The organism is Brevibacillus choshinensis, from assembly GCF_016811915.1.
Classification (GTDB): domain Bacteria; phylum Bacillota; class Bacilli; order Brevibacillales; family Brevibacillaceae; genus Brevibacillus; species Brevibacillus choshinensis_A.
The window spans coordinates 1,441,456-1,457,395 of the sequence record NZ_CP069127.1 but is presented as its reverse complement, the minus strand read 5'-3'; the positions used below and the strand labels follow the sequence as shown (position 1 = coordinate 1,457,395).

At 46.4% G+C, this 15,940-nt stretch carries 14 protein-coding genes; 1 reads left to right on the top strand and 13 read right to left on the bottom strand.

The window, feature by feature from the left end:
- Positions 1-57: 57 nt before the first annotated feature.
- Genes JNE38_RS07625 through JNE38_RS07610 form a run of 4 tightly spaced genes read right to left on the bottom strand, consistent with a single transcriptional unit; the run spans position 58 to position 7,211 of the window.
- Complete coding sequence (locus JNE38_RS07625) at positions 58-3,294, bottom strand: hypothetical protein (RefSeq protein WP_203355996.1); 3,237 nt, start codon at positions 3,292-3,294, stop codon at positions 58-60.
- 29 nt (positions 3,295-3,323) lie between these two features.
- Complete coding sequence (locus tag JNE38_RS07620; RefSeq protein WP_203355995.1) at positions 3,324-4,769, bottom strand: glycosyltransferase family 2 protein; 1,446 nt, start codon at positions 4,767-4,769, stop codon at positions 3,324-3,326.
- Entirely contained in the window at positions 4,762-5,844 is a 1,083-nt protein-coding gene (locus JNE38_RS07615; RefSeq protein ID WP_203355994.1) for a HEAT repeat domain-containing protein, read from the bottom strand. The genes JNE38_RS07620 and JNE38_RS07615 overlap by 8 nt, the downstream gene beginning before the upstream one ends.
- The gene (locus tag JNE38_RS07610; protein WP_238933704.1) at positions 5,841-7,211 is read right to left on the bottom strand and encodes a response regulator; all 1,371 of its coding nucleotides are present in this window, start codon (positions 7,209-7,211) and stop codon (positions 5,841-5,843) included. Before JNE38_RS07610 ends, JNE38_RS07615 begins: the two co-directional genes overlap by 4 nt.
- Positions 7,212-7,537: 326 nt before the next feature.
- Between JNE38_RS07610 and JNE38_RS07605 the strand changes: the two genes are divergently transcribed.
- Positions 7,538-8,068 (top strand): ECF transporter S component, encoded by a 531-nt coding sequence (locus tag JNE38_RS07605; protein ID WP_203355992.1) that lies wholly within the window; start codon positions 7,538-7,540, stop codon positions 8,066-8,068.
- 91 nt (positions 8,069-8,159) lie between these two features.
- Here JNE38_RS07605 and JNE38_RS07600 read toward each other — a convergent pair whose 3' ends face one another.
- The 9 genes from JNE38_RS07600 to JNE38_RS07560 form a co-directional block, all read right to left on the bottom strand.
- Positions 8,160-9,128, bottom strand: a complete 969-nt coding sequence (locus JNE38_RS07600; protein ID WP_203355991.1) for a 1-aminocyclopropane-1-carboxylate deaminase/D-cysteine desulfhydrase — start codon at positions 9,126-9,128, stop codon at positions 8,160-8,162.
- A gap of 73 nt (positions 9,129-9,201) precedes the next feature.
- Positions 9,202-9,528, bottom strand: coding sequence for a thioredoxin family protein (locus tag JNE38_RS07595; RefSeq protein WP_203355990.1), 327 nt, complete (start codon positions 9,526-9,528; stop codon positions 9,202-9,204).
- Entirely contained in the window at positions 9,525-9,869 is a 345-nt protein-coding gene (locus JNE38_RS07590) for a thioredoxin family protein (RefSeq protein WP_203355989.1), read from the bottom strand. The genes JNE38_RS07595 and JNE38_RS07590 overlap by 4 nt, the downstream gene beginning before the upstream one ends.
- 89 nt (positions 9,870-9,958) lie before the next feature.
- Positions 9,959-10,882, bottom strand: coding sequence for a thioredoxin-disulfide reductase (gene trxB, locus JNE38_RS07585; protein ID WP_203355988.1), 924 nt, complete (start codon positions 10,880-10,882; stop codon positions 9,959-9,961).
- A 31-nt stretch (positions 10,883-10,913) separates the two neighbouring features.
- Complete coding sequence (locus tag JNE38_RS07580; protein ID WP_203355987.1) at positions 10,914-11,657, bottom strand: amino acid ABC transporter ATP-binding protein; 744 nt, start codon at positions 11,655-11,657, stop codon at positions 10,914-10,916.
- A gap of 18 nt (positions 11,658-11,675) precedes the next feature.
- Positions 11,676-12,359, bottom strand: coding sequence for an amino acid ABC transporter permease (locus JNE38_RS07575; protein ID WP_203355986.1), 684 nt, complete (start codon positions 12,357-12,359; stop codon positions 11,676-11,678).
- Between the two features lie 12 nt (positions 12,360-12,371).
- On the bottom strand, positions 12,372-13,175 hold the full coding sequence (locus JNE38_RS07570) for an amino acid ABC transporter substrate-binding protein (protein ID WP_203355985.1): 804 nt from the start codon (positions 13,173-13,175) through the stop codon (positions 12,372-12,374).
- Positions 13,176-13,229: 54 nt separating this feature from the next.
- Entirely contained in the window at positions 13,230-14,672 is a 1,443-nt protein-coding gene (locus JNE38_RS07565; protein ID WP_203355984.1) for a sigma-54 interaction domain-containing protein, read from the bottom strand.
- Between the two features lie 49 nt (positions 14,673-14,721).
- Positions 14,722-15,903 carry a MalY/PatB family protein gene (locus JNE38_RS07560; protein WP_203355983.1) on the bottom strand — a complete coding sequence of 394 codons (1,182 nt, stop codon included), beginning with the start codon at positions 15,901-15,903 and terminating at the stop codon, positions 14,722-14,724.
- Between the last annotated feature and the right edge of the window lie 37 nt (positions 15,904-15,940).

Genomic DNA, 15,940 nt, shown 5'->3' with positions numbered 1-15,940 from the left:
ACGCCGCGAAAAAAACACACAAGCCGGCAATCGAACGGCTTGTGTGTTTTCCTCTTTCTATTTGTCCCGATTAAATTCTGCATAGACATCGCGGAGGATGTCAAAGCTCTGTTTTTTCCGCTCATGATAAGTGGGTTCATTCCATTTCTCCCATTGATAAAAGGCAGGTTCAATGGCTGGGGAAACCGTAGATCCTACTGGCTGGACGAATGGCTCAATCTTGATTCCATCGGTGGCAACAGGTTTGAGTGCTCCCGCTTTATAGGGATATTCCCAAACCTGCTGCGAGCTTGGATCAGTAAATCCGAGCAACATCCAAGGAATTCGAATCTCTAAACGATCCTCTTTTACGTACCAATCAGCAAGTGTATTAAAAGCAGGATCATTTGGATCAGAAATCCCCTGTTTCATCACTCCTACCTCCAGCTCCTCAAACGGAACAGTCTGTTTCGTTTCCGGCAGGTACAATCCTTTGTTCAAAGCCAGCTTCCACGGCAGAAACAGACCAAGCTCCTCGTGTTTATAGCGTGGGTCACCTGGTAACATTTTCTTGATGTCGGTATAAAACCAGGTGTGCTGATCATAGGCGCTGTTCACAAAAATCCGGGAGTTTTTCTCACCAGTCAATTGCAGCAGGAATTCAATTCCTGTCGAGAAATGGAGTCCCGGCGCTTTGTCTGCGATCCGACTCCCTCCTGGGATGGTGTCAAATCCGATAGACAACCTGTCATTGGATAAGTTCCAAACCCCCTGTTTTTTCTGAAGCAGTAAATACAGATAAGCTTCATCGTGGGAAACCGACATGTTGAACGCTGGATATTCCTGCTCGATTTTAACTGTACGTCTCTCCCAATCGGATGTCTTGCCGTCGATCAGAATCATATCTTTTGCGCTTTCACCCGGTTCAACCGCAATGACGCCAAAATTCTCCTCATTGGTCAACCGATTTCTCCACATGGCCTTTCGTTCTCCAGGCAGCTCCATATCAAGCGTATTCCAGGTGAACTTGAACCACTCATCCTGCCACGCGAAAAGGAGGGCTCCATTGAATTTTTCATCAGCCATGCTGCGGAGCATGTCCGCGTCCATCTCGCCTTGCTCTTTTTCCGTGTGCATCCCCTGATTGCGGCCCGCGGGACCATAATGCGCCATGCCTCGCGAGCTAGGCACGCCAAACTCGGCTACGATCAACGGAATTCCTTTATGATGCGCACGTAAATCATGTAAATATCCAGCGTACGGATTGATCTTCCCGGAAGAATCACGGTACGTCTGATATTTCGGTTCATACCGCAAAAAGTCCGGATAGTACGGATAGACGTGATAGGCTGCAAAATAGCCGGCTGACCATTTTTCAGTTGGATTGATGTTCATCGGGTCGACTGGGACCAGATCTTCTTTTTCCATCGGTTCGTTCGGATGCTTGAGCGGGTCGGTGGTTAACCAGTTGGTAAAGGAAACGGGATGTTGCCAGCCGTATTTCATCTCCTCATTCGCCAGTACATCCATCATGGAAGCCAGCCAGCTTTCAAAAGGAGAAGCCTGCTGTTTGGCCGAGAAATATGTCCCCTGATATGGGGGCATCCCGACATGATTGTCATTGGTAGTCTTGACTGCATATGGATACCATTCTGTCCCTGTAATCCAGCCCAGCAAGTATGGGGAAACGTCCGTACGAAACTCTCCGCTCGCATGACCCCTCACCGCTGGAATGGTAATGTTTCCATGTACAGCATTCACGGTATCCCGGATTTCTTTTTGGAAGGCGGAGGTTATCGACTCCTTGAAAGCGTCATTTCCTGCTAGGTCCGTTCCGATTAATTCCTCTTCCGGTGACCAAATGCCTTGGAAGAAGTAGAGCGGTTTTTCCTTATCGCGGTTATACTCAGCCAATGCTTCATAGAAATGAGGCGGCAAAATGGTATAGATCCGGATGACACTGATGTTCATTTCCTGCATCTGTTTAAACCAGCGCAAGTAATCCCATTTCGTCGGACTGAGTTCCCCAGGATCGTGACCAGGAGTCGTAGCGCCCAGGTTCATTCCAGCCCAGAAGCGCGGATTCCATGATTTGCCGTCGTACAGCGTAATCTGTTCATTTTCCACTTTTGCCACTTGCTTGATCCCGTTTGCTTCATAGATCGGGACTTGAACGTGTCGCTCAACTGTTGGCGGCGTATTTACGACATCCTGCAAAATTTTCTTCATCAGCGGCAGATAGGCCTTCCAGTAGAACGCATCGGAATCACCTTTAAAATCCGAGACAAACCACTTTTTCCACAAATCGAGTCCCCAAATTTTCCACCACTCGGGCACCTTGTTGCTGTCGGCAAAGTCCCCGGCAAAATAGTACGACGTATAGCTTTCACTTTTATGACGAATGATCGCCGGGAAGTCCTCCGTTAATTGAAGTTCCCCCAACTTCTTCTTGCCCTCGGGCGTAACATCCATATGAAAGTTGGCCAAAACCTCAGCGCCTTCTTTGGGCTGCATGAACTCGAACCAGTAGTAGTACGGGATGGAAGAATCGATCTTCATTTCCTCGTCGTAAGGGGCGGCAAATGAAAGCTCCACACTCCCTTTTCCAAAATCTTTTCCTTCTTCCAAAATCACGACCTGATCCTGGTCCGATACCAAAGCGATTCCCGGGCCTGTAAAGCTCCATTTGTGTCCCGTTGCTTTTTCGTAGTTATTCACCATCCAGACCGGAACCTCCACTCCCGGAGTCAAATCCAGGAAGTAGCGTCCCATCCACTTCTTCCACGTAACGGACAGGATTTGTTCCATCTGCTTGCGTGAGGAAGCCGAGGTAGGAGAAGCCATGGTATTAAACTCCGCCACAAAGGTAGCGCCATTTTTCAGGTTTTGCGAAATCCTCGACAAATCTTGATCCGTCAAGCCGCCGTAAATGAGCTTGGAGCGTGTTCCTTGCACGTTATCCTTCAGAAAGTCATCGCTGTACACGCCATACGTATCCGTCAGATAGATCAGCTGCGGCCGATTCTCGCTCTGTGCCTCTGGCAAATCCTTGGTATGGTATTTTCCATCTGCTTCGGGAAAAAAGCCATAGTAATCTTGGTCATAGGCAAAGCTCTCGCCCGTCGATTGATTGAGAATCTTGAAGTGGTTCAATGCCCACATGAGTCCTTTATGCTCCCGGTAGTCCATATTCGGGACCGTTTTGTCCAAAATCCACACTGAGAGCGAATGGGTCGGGCTTACCTGCCACACGATAAACGGCAGGGCAATGAGAATGGCCGCCGCTATCCCTACTTGTATGAGTTTGCTTTTCATATCCTTCACCCAATCCTATAAGGCTTGTCCTATGCGGATACGCCTTTTCGTTTCAATGTGCCCCACCCCTGGTTTTTCCCTCGCAGGATGGAGAAAAGCGCCTGGACTCTCCAGAAAGTCATAATCGGTCGATACCAGAACACTTCCGATAGCGCAAAGAAAAATAACCGATTGAGCTCCGAGATTTTTTGATGCCTGCCCAACCGCCACTCTTCCAGCAGAACTGCGCCCATGGATAAAAACGACCCGTAGACGATCATCAACAGGATCAACGCCAAGGAGTAGGTGAAAAACACATTGCCGATAATCAATCCGATGATCATTGCAATGTATCCGCAAAACTCAATGAGCGGCCCCAAAAGCTCTACCAAAAAGAAATAAGGAATAGCCATCGTTCCAATTTTTCCATATTTGGGGTTGAACAGCATTTTTTTATGAATCCAGAGACTTTCAAACAGCCCGCGATGCCATCTGATCCGCTGCGTTCGCAAAGAAGCCATGTCTTCCGGCGCTTCTGTGTAACATACCGGATCTGCTACGTAGACGATTTTCGCTCCCCACTTTTTCTCCACATTCATGCGATGCAAGCGGACCACGAGCTCCATATCCTCACCGATCGTGTTGGCCCGATAGCCACCCGCTTGAATGACTCTGGAGGTTTTAAATACACCAAAAGCGCCTGAGATAATGAGCAGCAGATTTTCCTGGGAAAGACCAATCCTCCCCATCAAAAAAGCCCGCATGTACTCAATGATTTGCATCATGACCAGTGGGTTGCGAGACAGTCTGCTCTCTTCCATCTGTCCTTTTACGATGAGACTTCCATTGGCCAACAGTACATTTCCTCCTGTTGCGAGAACCTCTTGATCGCTGTCTTCAATGATCGGCTTCATGATTTTGAGAAAAGAGTCCGGCTCGAGCACAGTGTCTCCATCGACGGATGCGAAGTAAGGGTATTTGGCCAGATTAATCCCCGCGTTTAACGCATCCGCCTTTCCTCCGTTCACTTTATCAACCAGAAAAAGGGCAGGATAAATTTCGGATTGATAGACATCCTTGACGAATTGCGTCTGAATCCCGTTTCGCTTTTGCAGCACCTTATTTTTGATGGGAACCATCTTGAATCGGCTCATGACTTTTTCCAGCGTGCTATCGGTAGAGCCGTCATTTACGACGATGACCTCAAACTCCGGATAATCGAGTCTCCCGCTGCCGGTTACAAGCGACAGCACACTCCCGATGATTCCCGCTTCTTCATTGTAGGCAGGAACAATAATGGACAACGGCGGAGTGAAGGCAGATTGCTTCATTTTCTTATATGGCTCGACCTGATGAAGGCCGCGTTCCCTTTTCAACCCACTGAACGCGAGTAGAAATAACATCATGTAAAAGAGACAGATCGCGATCATGTAAAAAATGATGAATACATTCACTATTGTGAAGAACGAGACGAAATAAGGGTACATATTATTCATACTCCGTCCCCCTTTCCATCCACTCCATGGCAATTTCTCTTGCGTACAGATCCGCATGTGATGCAGCGATCTGCTGCAGCTTTTCCTTGCCATGCTTGTATTTTCGGATCGATTTGGCTGCTTCCACCCGAACGATGTACCCGCTGTCGCTAATCAAACGCTCTAAGTAAGGAAGAAAGCAATCTTTTTTGATATTCCCCATCAGTCTGGCTATCATCATCTTTTCAGCTGCCGACTGAGATGTATTCCATTTTTTATCTTCCACGTTTGTCTCTAGCATCCGCGTAATGATCTCTGGTGAAGTCAAGTAACCTAGAGAGCCGATCGTTTTCAACGCACGGATCCGGAGCTCTTGATCAGTTGATTCATCCTGAAGCAAGCCTTCCAAAAGCTGCTGAAGCTGCTCAGAGCGAAGATTTTTTTCTCGCGCAACATCCAGGATCCCTTTTTTCAAAAATAGAGGAAACCCCTCGAAACGATCCACATAGCCTTCCAGATTGTCTTGGTCCACGAGCCTGCTCATGATCTGGCTTAAATGAAAAGGAGGCAGCTCCTTGCTTCCTTTTAGCAAATCCTGAAATTGATCGAATTCAAACGTTGCCAGCACGTTATAAATGAGATGCGTCTCCTCCGGGGAACATTTCTTGCTCGTAAGGTGACTGAGCAAATCCCCCTGCATGCTTTTCAAGCGAAAGAGATCGATAAAATACAACGTGTTCATTCGCGTGCTCCAGTTCCCTTTTTGCAGCCGCTTTTTATAAACGGGAACAAAAACAGTTTCCGCGAACACGGCAATGGGATCTTTTTCGGATTCGAGCTTAAAATTGGACAGGTACTCACTGAAGTAATCCTCAAGCACCTCGTATTGGTACCTCTGCGTAGGAATCAGCTTCCTTGAATGTTCCCCTGACAGCAAATACTTCTTGAGTTCCTCCTCTCGGTTCGAGAGCCACTCGCCTTTTCTTTTCGTGATCCTTATGTTCAGGTATTTTCTCCATACCAGATACACATAGAGAACGATCAGCAATAGTAAAAATACCACGGTCAAAATGACAATTAAGGCAAGATCAATCATCTTGTCCCCCTGATAAGTCGTCTAATTCGAGCGCGGAGTTCTTTCAGCCCGAATGGTTTGACCACATAATCATTGGCGCCTTTTTGGATCGCCAAGGCTATATCCGACTCGGAGTCCCTGCTCGTCAACATCAAGCAAACGTAACGTTTTCGATCGTATTCCGTTCTGATTTTTTGCAGGAGTTCCAAACCATCCATCTTGGGCATGACTCTGTCGATGATCAGTAGGAAACGCTGATTCTGACGATGCCACGGGTCCTCGAAAAATTCTTCCCCATTTGAATAGCTCCTGATCTCTACCTCTACCATCTCGTCCCCAATATCTGCAAGCTGGTCTTTCAACATTTCCCGTATGAGGCGATCGTCATCGATAACGGCGATCAGCAATTTCTGATGGGTGGAAGGCTGCTCCTCCGTGCGATCGATCACTAGCCCTTTCTCTTGGCGCTCTCGCCTATCTTCGGGAAACGCCATCATCTTGAGGCAATTCTCGGGAGAATGGATCGCTTCCGAAAATTCCAATACCACGCAAGAAAAAGTGCTCTTCCATTCCCCTTGTGAAAATCTGCCTATTAATCGGTTCATCAATTTGATTGCATCTTCTTTATAGGTCTTCGGAAGAATCAGGATAAATCCCTCGTCTTTATAGCGACAAAACACATCCATTGGTCGAACGCTTCTCTGGATGTATTCCACAAAGCCTTTTAAGAGTGCATCTCTTGCTTCACTAGGATGGGTCACATGATGATCATCAATCTCCATGTGTATCATCGTGAATGGTTCATGTGACCGCTTGAAATCATTTAAATGCCGCTCCAATTCGCGAATCAAGAACCTATCGTTATAAGCTCCTGTCAATGGATCTATCAAAATTTGACTACGGACTTTTATTCTGTTGTCCACCAGCTTCTGTATTCGTAAAACCAATTCGGCAGGTTCAATCGGCAAGACAAATACATCATCTGCATACAGTAACAACTCTAATTTGGTCTCAAACGGGATATTCGTTCCTGCCACCAAAAGCGGCACAGATCGGTTCTCGCAACTCTCTTTTATTTGTGTGAGAAGAGGCACGATCTCTGTGTCTGATGAATCCACATTTATCAAAACACAATCGGTCTGATTATCTATTAGATGCTTCAAGATTTCGACCTTTTGATAACTCGAATCTACTTTTACCATTGTTTTATCATTCTCCAGACAAGACGCAAAAAAATCTATGCTGGAGGAATCCTTGTCAACTAGCAAAAGCTGTGCACGTTGTCCCAATTGATCAACCACTCCCACTTTATAACAGCATGATTGTACAGATTCACTTTGCTGGTTGTATGTACTTGGCTTCAACAGAAACGAAAGTGCTGTCCACACCTGTCTCAATGCCATTTTCCCCTATGATTCGACAATTTCCACAACATAAATACGCAAAGACGACATCATCGACAAACTTTTGCACATTCGCCTCAAAACAAGTACCATTATACTATTTCGACCTAAACAATATCTGAACAAAGTAGGGATATGGTAATATTTACTCATTAATAATTCGACACATTCTGCAATTCCTTCACAAGTTTTCGAATGTTCCCGTCCTTCTGCTAAGGATATGTACCCGCGCCCATATATCGCATCATCCATATTTATAAAGAATCCGATTCCGAGTATGATAATAGGTAAAAAAAGAAAGAGGCTATCATATGGATTCTACATTCTCACCGAGAAAAGCAACCAAAACCAAAACCCTCGTCATCAATGCCCTTTTTATCGCTTTTACTCTAGCAGCCACCATGTTCGTCAACTTGAGGCTCCCGATCATGGGTAACGGTGGCCTCATCCATCTGGGCAACGTGCCGCTTTTTATCGCTGCCTTCGTTTTCGGCAGAACTACAGGTGCCATCGCTGGCGCTTTCGGAATGGGCCTCTTCGATTTGATCTCTGGTTGGACAGCCTGGGCGCCCTTTACCTTCATCATCGTAGGGGCAATGGGCTATGTAGCTGGACTCATCGCGGAGAAGGTACCTGGCAAAAAAGTACTTGTATACTCCCTGGCAGTTTTCGTCGCACTGATCATTAAAATCGTAGGGTATTATTTCGTCGAAGTCATCCTGTACGGCAACTGGATTCAGCCATTCGGCTCTATCCCCGGAAACGTTCTCCAGGTAGTGGTAGCCGGTATCATTGTCGTGCCGCTGGCAGGACGATTGAAGAAGATTGTAGGGCAAGGATAGGGTTGACCCGCTGGTAAAAAAAAATCGCTCAAGGTGCCATTCATTCACCTGAGCGATTTTTCTTTTAGAGAAATGGACGTTATGCTCGTGTTCAGCCACTGATCCCAAAGAGTCCTGGAGCTCCACCTGTATGCCAGAACAATACCTTTTCTGCAGGTTTTACGATTTCTTTGCGGATATAATCGATGCAGCCCGCCATCGCTTTAGCTGTATACACGTGATCCAACAAAATGGCTTCCTTGCTCGCCAGCAAATGAAGTGCTTCCACTCCGCCGTCAGTGGGGTGTCCATACCCTTCTCCGACGTATTCGTCATGTACATGCACGGGGAGATGATCAAGCTGCAGCTTTCGTTCATCGCCTTTCAGAGAGGCTGCCTCATGCAAGCAAGATTCGATTTGGATTTTGATGGCAGCCGTATTCAGCCAGGACGATACCCCTACGATCCGAGTGGCGTCTTTGTGCAGATCGCACCCATAGATCAGCCCAGCGATCGTTCCTCCAGAGCCGGCTGAGGCAAAAAGCCAGTCGAACTGCACTTTCTTCTCTGCAGCCTGCTTTTTCAATTCATCATAGGCGTCTACATAGCCTAATGAACCCAACCCGTTTGACCCGCCGACTCCGATCACATAAGGACGCAATCCTTCCGCCTTCACTTTTTCAGCATGCTGGTTCAATGCCTGCCCCATCTCTTTTTGCGTACTCGCTCCCGAAAAAACAACATCTACTCCCATGTAATGATTCAAAAGATAATTTCCGCTTTTGTTCTCCGGCTTGTCGCCGCCTAAGACAAGAATGGGTTTCAAACCTAGCTGTATGGCCATGGCTGCCGTCGTCCGAGCGTGATTAGAATGGAGGCCGCCTGTCGTTATGACCGTATCCGCACCTTGTTGAATCGCGTCCGTCAGCAGGTATCTCAGCTTTCTCTTCTTGTTTCCTGCTGTTAACATGTCTCCGTTTGCGTCATCCCGTTTCATCCAAATCTCTCGGTCTAGGATGGCACTAAGCCTCGGCAAAAAATGCAACGGACTCTCCATTTGTCTCTCTTGCATCATGCTCATAAAGAAAACCTCCTTTGTAAGCAGCATCCCAAGCAGAGGTATGCTTGGGATGCAAGGATCGTCGTCAATTCATTTATTTGGTACAAATTTGATCGAGAAACTCCTCGACCTCTTCCCGGCTTTTTCCGAGTTTACTGACGAAGCGGCCCAGTTCCTTCCCTTCTTGAAAAGCAATAAAGCTGGGGATTCCAAATACATCTAGCTTCTCTAACAGTTCCGCAAAATGGTCCCGGTTTACCGCGATCATCTCTGTTTTTTCTTTGTACGCTTCTTCGACGGCTGGCATGAATGTCTCAACTTGCTGACAGTCTGGGCACCAATCTACATAAAATTTCGCAACAACTGGTTTTGCAGATAAAATCGCCTCATCAAATTCTTGCTGTGTTTTGATCTCTTTCATCCTTTCAAGCCTCCCTTTCCCTCTGCGATTTGATCCAGAAACTGCTCAACCTCTTCCTGGCTTTTTCCGAGTTTACTTACAAAGCGCCCCAGTTCCTTCCCTTCTTGAAAAGCGATAAAGCTAGGGATTCCAAATACATCAAGCTTCTCGAAAACCTCTGGAAAATGATCCCGATTCACCGCGATCATATCCATTTTTTCTTTGTACGCCTCTTCCACGGCTGGCATGAATGGATCGATGCGCTGACAATCCGGGCACCAATCTGCATAAAATTTTGCGACAACCGGTTTTGTTGATAGAATGGCCTCATCAAATTCTTGCTGTGTTTTCATCTCTTTCATGGTTGCACCCCTCCACTATTCATAACATTTGTATTTTTCCGCATTAAACAGTTGTTTCCATCACCCCTCTCACCAAAATGCCCTGCTCGCTACGCTTTTGAATCAAGGTATCGTTCGCAATCCAGAGCAGCCATGCAGCCGCTTCCTGCTGCCGTAATGGCCTGGCGGTATTTGTGATCCTGCACATCCCCGCAGGCGAATACCCCGGGAATGCTTGTTTCGGTTGTACCCGGATTCACGATGATATAGCCCAGGTCGTCTGTTTTGACTTGGTTGTCTAAAAACGCGGTGTTCGGCCTATGCCCGATTGCGATGAAAATGCCATCCGATTCGAGAATTTCTTCTTTTCCCGTATCGCTGTTTTTTACTTTCAATCCAGTAACGCGTTTATCTGTTGCGATTACTTCTTCCGGAATGCAATGTAAGCTCCAGGTAATGCTCGGATTATTCCGCGCGCGATCTTGCATAATTTTGGAGGCTCGAAGCTCGTTTCTGCGGTGAACCACCCGCACCTCTGAAGCAAACTTCGTTAAGAAATTCGCTTCTTCCATAGCCGAATCTCCGCCGCCGACAACGATAATTTTTTTGCCCCGAAAGAAAAATCCATCACACGTTGCGCAGGTGCTTACTCCCCGCCCGATATTTTCCTTCTCCCCCGGAATATTCAATAACTTGGCCGAAGCTCCCGTCGAAATGATTAATGTTTGCGTTTTCATTTCTTCCAAGCCTTCAACCGTTACGATAAAAGGGGAATTGGAAAGCTCGACTTTCTTCACCCATCCTCTTATAAACTTCGCTCCAAAATGCTCTGCTTGATCACGCATGTTCTGCATCAGCTCTCGTCCCATAATCCCATCAGGGAAGCCCGGGAAATTCTCCACATCTGTCGTCAATGTCAATTGTCCCCCCGGTTCAGGACCTTCAATGACGACAGGATTCATGTTCGCGCGGGCAAGATAGATGGCTGCGGTTAACCCGGCAGGACCGGTCCCTAGAATGACGGTCTTATACATCCTTTTCCTCCTCGTTTTTCGTTCCATCCTGCTACGAGCATAGCTTGTTTAAAAATTGCAAGGTGCGTTCATGCTGCGTGTGCTCAAAAATTTGCTCGGGTGTTCCTTCTTCGACAATGACACCTTTATCTATGAATACAACCTTATCCGCTGCCTCACGGGCAAAGTTCATTTCATGCGTGACGACGACCATGGTCATTCCTTCTTTGGCAAGCTCTTTCATCACCTTCAGAACCTCGCCTACCAACTCGGGATCCAACGCGGAAGTAGGCTCATCAAAAAGCAGGACTTCAGGTCCCATCGCCATCGCTCTGGCGATTCCTACGCGTTGCTGTTGTCCTCCTGACAGCTGAGCCGGGTAGTGGTTTGCCCGTTCTTTTAATCCTACCTTTTCCAGCAAGTGAAGCGCTTTTTCCCGTGAGGACGCCTTGTCTTGCTTGCGAACGATGACCAAGCCTTCCATTACATTTTCCAGTGCAGTCATGTGAGGGAACAAATGATAGCTTTGGAAAACCATGCCTGTTTGCTGTCGGAACTTCATTACCGCATCTTTAGGAACTTGTTTTTTATCCCCAAAATCCAAAGTGAATTTTCCGAGGTGTAAGGTTCCTTTCGTAGGGACCTCCAGTAAATTCAGGCAACGAAGCAGCGTGGTTTTACCCGATCCAGAAGGCCCGATAATGCAAACCGTTTGACCTTCCTCTATTTTTAGATCGATTCCTTTCAAAATCTCCATTTGTCCAAACTGCTTGTGCAGGTTTTTCACCTCAATCACGCGCATTCCTCCTATCAATTAGCTCGTCACATATCGATCAAGTCGTTTTTCCATACGTCCTTGGGCTTCAGAAAGAACGGTGCTGAACATCAAATAAATGATGGCTGCTACACAATACAGCACCAATGGCTCATAAGTGGTGGATGTAATTTGCTGAGCGACTCGGAACATTTCGGTAACCGTAATGGTAGCTGCCAAGGAAGTATCTTTTACCAAGCTGATAAAGCTGTTTGACAAGGGTGGGACAGAAACCCGTGTTGCCTGAGGAAGAATGATTCGTTTCAAGGCTTGGCGATAGCTCATGCCGATCGAGTAGCCTGCCTCCCATTGGCCTTTGGGAATAGACAGGATTGCTGCCCGGATGATCTCCGAGTTGTAGGCACCTACACTTATCGTAAAACCGATAATAGCCGATGTAAGCGGGCCAATCGTGACCCCCACACTGGGAAGACCGTAAAAGATGATGAACAATTGAACGAGCAAAGGCGTTCCCCGAATCACCCAAACATAAAACCTAGCGACGGCATCAAGCGGTTTGATCCCTGAAATCCGGGCAAGTGCCGTTAGCAAAGCGAGAATGAGCCCCAGAAAAAAAGAGATGAGCGTCAATGGTACAGTGAAAACGACCCCAGCTTTCAACATAGGGAGAAAAGAATTTACAACGATGTCGATGATTCGTTGAAATCTTTCATCAGTCAACATGCGAACACTCCCTTATTTGGATACGTCTGTTCCAAAGTATTTTTGCGAGATGCTGATATATTTGCCGTCTTTCTTCATGTCGGAGAGCGCTTGATTGACCGCCTCCACCAATTCCTTGTTGTTTTTTCTGAACATGACTCCCGATTTTGCAGGCTCATCCAGCTCCGCCACAACTTTAATGGGTGCATCAGGCTTTTGCTTTTTGAAATCGAGAAAAGACAATCCATCGTTGACAGCCGCATCTGCACGTTTGGACGCCAATAGATCAATGGATTGGTTAAAGCCTTCGACTCCGACGATTTCAGCACCGTAGGAGACGGCAATTTCTTTAAAGTTACTGGTAAGGGTCTGAGCTGCTTTTTTCCCTTTCAAATCTGCAAATGCTTTAATCGCTTCATTGTCTTTATGAACAATCAAAACGGGTTTGGAAAGGATATAGGGATCGGAAAAATCGTATTTCTCCTGACGGTCGGGACGAATTCCTACCTGATTGACAATCATATCGAATCGATTTGAATCCAATCCGGCAAACATTCCGTCCCATTGGGTTTCGATAAATTCCGGCTTGACGCCCAGTCTGTTCGCTATTTCCTCTGCGATCTCAACATCAAAGCCAGTCAGCTTTCCAGAACCATCATGGAAGGTAAACGGTGGATAGGTTCCTTCTGTGCCAATTCTAATTTTCCCCTCTGCTTTTATTTGCTCCAGCAGATTCTTGCTCTGCGCTGCCTGATTTTGTGTTGTGCCACATGCCGTTACGACAAGGGAAACCAGCAAAGAGACAACAACGAAAATGGAACTCTTTTTCACAAACATACACCTCTCTCCGCATCATTTGATTTTTTATTAATGAAAACATTCAGATAATTGCTAAACCAGTTGGTATTTATCCAGCTTTCTATATAACGTAGAAAGACTAATCTGCAGGGTTTGTGAAATTTTCTCCTTATCATTTCGATAGGGTTCGGCAAAATAGAAGGTTTGCAAAATATTTTTTTCATACTCGGCAACCATTTGCTCCAAGCTTAAGCCTCTCTTGAAGCAAGCGAAGTTCTCCTGCTTGTTCAGGTAGTCTGGTAGATCATGAAACCCGATCGTATTCGATTCAGCTATGTTGACCATGTATTCCACAGCATTTTCCAACTGCCTGATGTTTCCTGGCCAATCGTATTGAATCAACCACTGCTCTAATACAGGATCGATACTCAGCTCATTGATCTTCAACGTTCTGCAATGCTTTCGAATGAAATACCTCAGCAATAGCACAATGTCATCACTCCGCTCCTTTAGGGGCTTGGTATGCAGCGGTATGACATTGAGACGGTAATACAAATCTTCTCGGAAGGTACCTTTTTCCACCATATCCTCTAAATTTCGATGGGTAGCCGCTATCACTCTTACATCGATCGGAATGATCTTTTTCCCGCCAATGCGTTCTATGGATCTCTCTTGTAGCACTCTTAATAATTTCGGCTGCAACGAAAGGGGCATATCGCCAATTTCATCGAGAAATAATGTCCCTTGGTTGGCATATTCGAATTTTCCAATGCTCCCTTCCCGTCTTGATCCTGTGAAAGCCCCTCCTTCATAGCCAAACAATTCGCTTTCCAACAGATTTTCAGGGATAGCCGCGCAATTGATTGCAACAAAAGGATTTTTTCTTCGACTGCTTTCATGATGAATCGCTTGCGCCAACAACTCTTTGCCTGTTCCGCTGTCACCCCTGATGAGAACGGTTGAAGGACTATTGGCAACGCGTTTTGCCTTTTTTACTACATCCCGCAGTCCCGTATTATGGCCAACAATGCTATCGAACGAGACATTTTTTCGGGCATCGACATCCTCGTACGCATCGCAACCCGATTCTTGACTGTATTCCAGCAGTAACAGCTTTTTTTCCAACAGAGCGCTCACGTGATGCAAAAATCGTATCAGCATGTCAGAGTTCCTGATCAACCTTTCTTTCTGTTCCGGAGAGAAGCCCATGATCCCAATGACCCCTACCGCTCTATCCCGCTTTAAAATCGGAAAACCGATGGAGGCTAACACTTTGCACTGCCCCATATATTTGCAGCTCATGCATTGTGATTCATTTTTCATCACATCCTGGATCATTGCTGGCTGCTTCGTTTCCATAATCATCCGTAAATAGGAACCTTCCGGTGATGGCTGACCGATACTGTATTTGTAACTGCCGGTCCCACTAATTCGTATGCCTTTTTCATTCAGTATGGTGATATCAAAACCAAGTACTTCGCTGATATTTTCCGAGAATGTTTGGACAAAATCTTGAATGTAAGAAAAGTCAGTCATATGCCCTCCCATTTTGATGTGATAGTGATCATTTCATTCGTCACGTTTCCTATGCCCTGCACAAAAAATGAACGGCATCTTCTATCTGACGTAAGCTCTTCGCTACTATGGATCGTGGGCACGCGATATTCATTCGCATAAATCCCGCCCCATCTTCTCCAAAAATAAACCCTTCATTCATCGCAACTCTCGCTTTGTTAAGCATAAATTTATCAAGTTCATCTGTAGTCACACTTAATCCGCGGCAATCCAACCACACTAAATACGTGCTCTCCGGCTGAATCACTTTTACTTGCGGAATGTTCTCTTGAAAGTAACGAATTAGGAAGTCCAGATTCCCTTGTAAATAATCGATCACTTGCTCCAGCCACTCTTCACCTTCACGATAGGCAATCTCTGCCGCTAGTATCCCGAATGGATTCGGGGAACCGATGTTCAGACTGTTCATGGACTGGTTGAACCTATCTCGCCAATTCTCGTTCGGAATAATGATGCAGGAGGTTTGCAGACCTGCTAGATTAAAGGTTTTGGAAGGCGCTATGCAGGTAATCGATTGATCGGCGAACTCTTCTGAAATGGAGGCAAACGGTATATGTTTATGTCCTTTGTACACAACGTCGCAATGAATCTCGTCTGAAACGACTAGAATGTTATTCTGGATGCAAATTTGGCCTAGCCTCGTCAGCTCTTCCCCGGTCCAGACTCTCCCTACTGGATTATGTGGATTGCAAAGCACCAGGATTTTAACCGTAGAGTCGATTTTAGCTTCCAAATCCGCAAAATCCATCGTATATCGCCCGTTTTCCAAATGGAGCGGGTTGTTTACCACTTCACGTCCCAGCGCCTTGATGGTACGAGAGAACGGATGATAGACTGGCGTTTGAATGATGACTTTATCCCCGGGCTGTGAGCATGTCAGAATGATCGTGGATAAGGCTGCGAGCACGCCAGGACTGTGAGCGATCCATTTTCTGTCGATCGGCCAATGATGTCTTCTTTTCACCCAATCAACGATGGCCTCAGCATAGGAGTCAGGTCGGTACGTATAGCCGTATATGCCATGCTCAACTCTTTGACGTAAAGCTTCGATAACGGGGGGAGGCGACGTAAAATCCATATCCGCAACCCACATCGGGATGGCGTCACTCACACCAAAGCGATTTTGAAGATCATCCCATTTTTCGCAGGCTGTATTTACTCGGCTGATCACTTGATCGAAATCATGCTTCATCTCCATAACCTCCCTGTTCATCATTTGCATCTGCATA

What these genes read in the sequence shown, in the direction of transcription:
- JNE38_RS07625 (WP_203355996.1), bottom strand. Translation starts at nt 3,294, where the DNA reads ATGAAAAGCAAACTCATACAAGTAGGGATAGCGGCGGCCATTCTCATT.
- JNE38_RS07620 (WP_203355995.1), bottom strand. Translation starts at nt 4,769, where the DNA reads ATGAATAATATGTACCCTTATTTCGTCTCGTTCTTCACAATAGTGAAT.
- JNE38_RS07615 (WP_203355994.1), bottom strand. Translation starts at nt 5,844, where the DNA reads ATGATTGATCTTGCCTTAATTGTCATTTTGACCGTGGTATTTTTACTA.
- JNE38_RS07605 (WP_203355992.1), top strand. Translation starts at nt 7,538, where the DNA reads ATGGATTCTACATTCTCACCGAGAAAAGCAACCAAAACCAAAACCCTC.
- JNE38_RS07600 (WP_203355991.1), bottom strand. Translation starts at nt 9,128, where the DNA reads ATGAGCATGATGCAAGAGAGACAAATGGAGAGTCCGTTGCATTTTTTG.
- JNE38_RS07595 (WP_203355990.1), bottom strand. Translation starts at nt 9,528, where the DNA reads ATGAAAGAGATCAAAACACAGCAAGAATTTGATGAGGCGATTTTATCT.
- JNE38_RS07590 (WP_203355989.1), bottom strand. Translation starts at nt 9,869, where the DNA reads ATGAAAGAGATGAAAACACAGCAAGAATTTGATGAGGCCATTCTATCA.
- trxB (WP_203355988.1), bottom strand. Translation starts at nt 10,882, where the DNA reads ATGTATAAGACCGTCATTCTAGGGACCGGTCCTGCCGGGTTAACCGCA.
- JNE38_RS07575 (WP_203355986.1), bottom strand. Translation starts at nt 12,359, where the DNA reads ATGTTGACTGATGAAAGATTTCAACGAATCATCGACATCGTTGTAAAT.
- JNE38_RS07570 (WP_203355985.1), bottom strand. Translation starts at nt 13,175, where the DNA reads ATGTTTGTGAAAAAGAGTTCCATTTTCGTTGTTGTCTCTTTGCTGGTT.
- JNE38_RS07565 (WP_203355984.1), bottom strand. Translation starts at nt 14,672, where the DNA reads ATGACTGACTTTTCTTACATTCAAGATTTTGTCCAAACATTCTCGGAA.
- JNE38_RS07560 (WP_203355983.1), bottom strand. Translation starts at nt 15,903, where the DNA reads ATGAAGCATGATTTCGATCAAGTGATCAGCCGAGTAAATACAGCCTGC.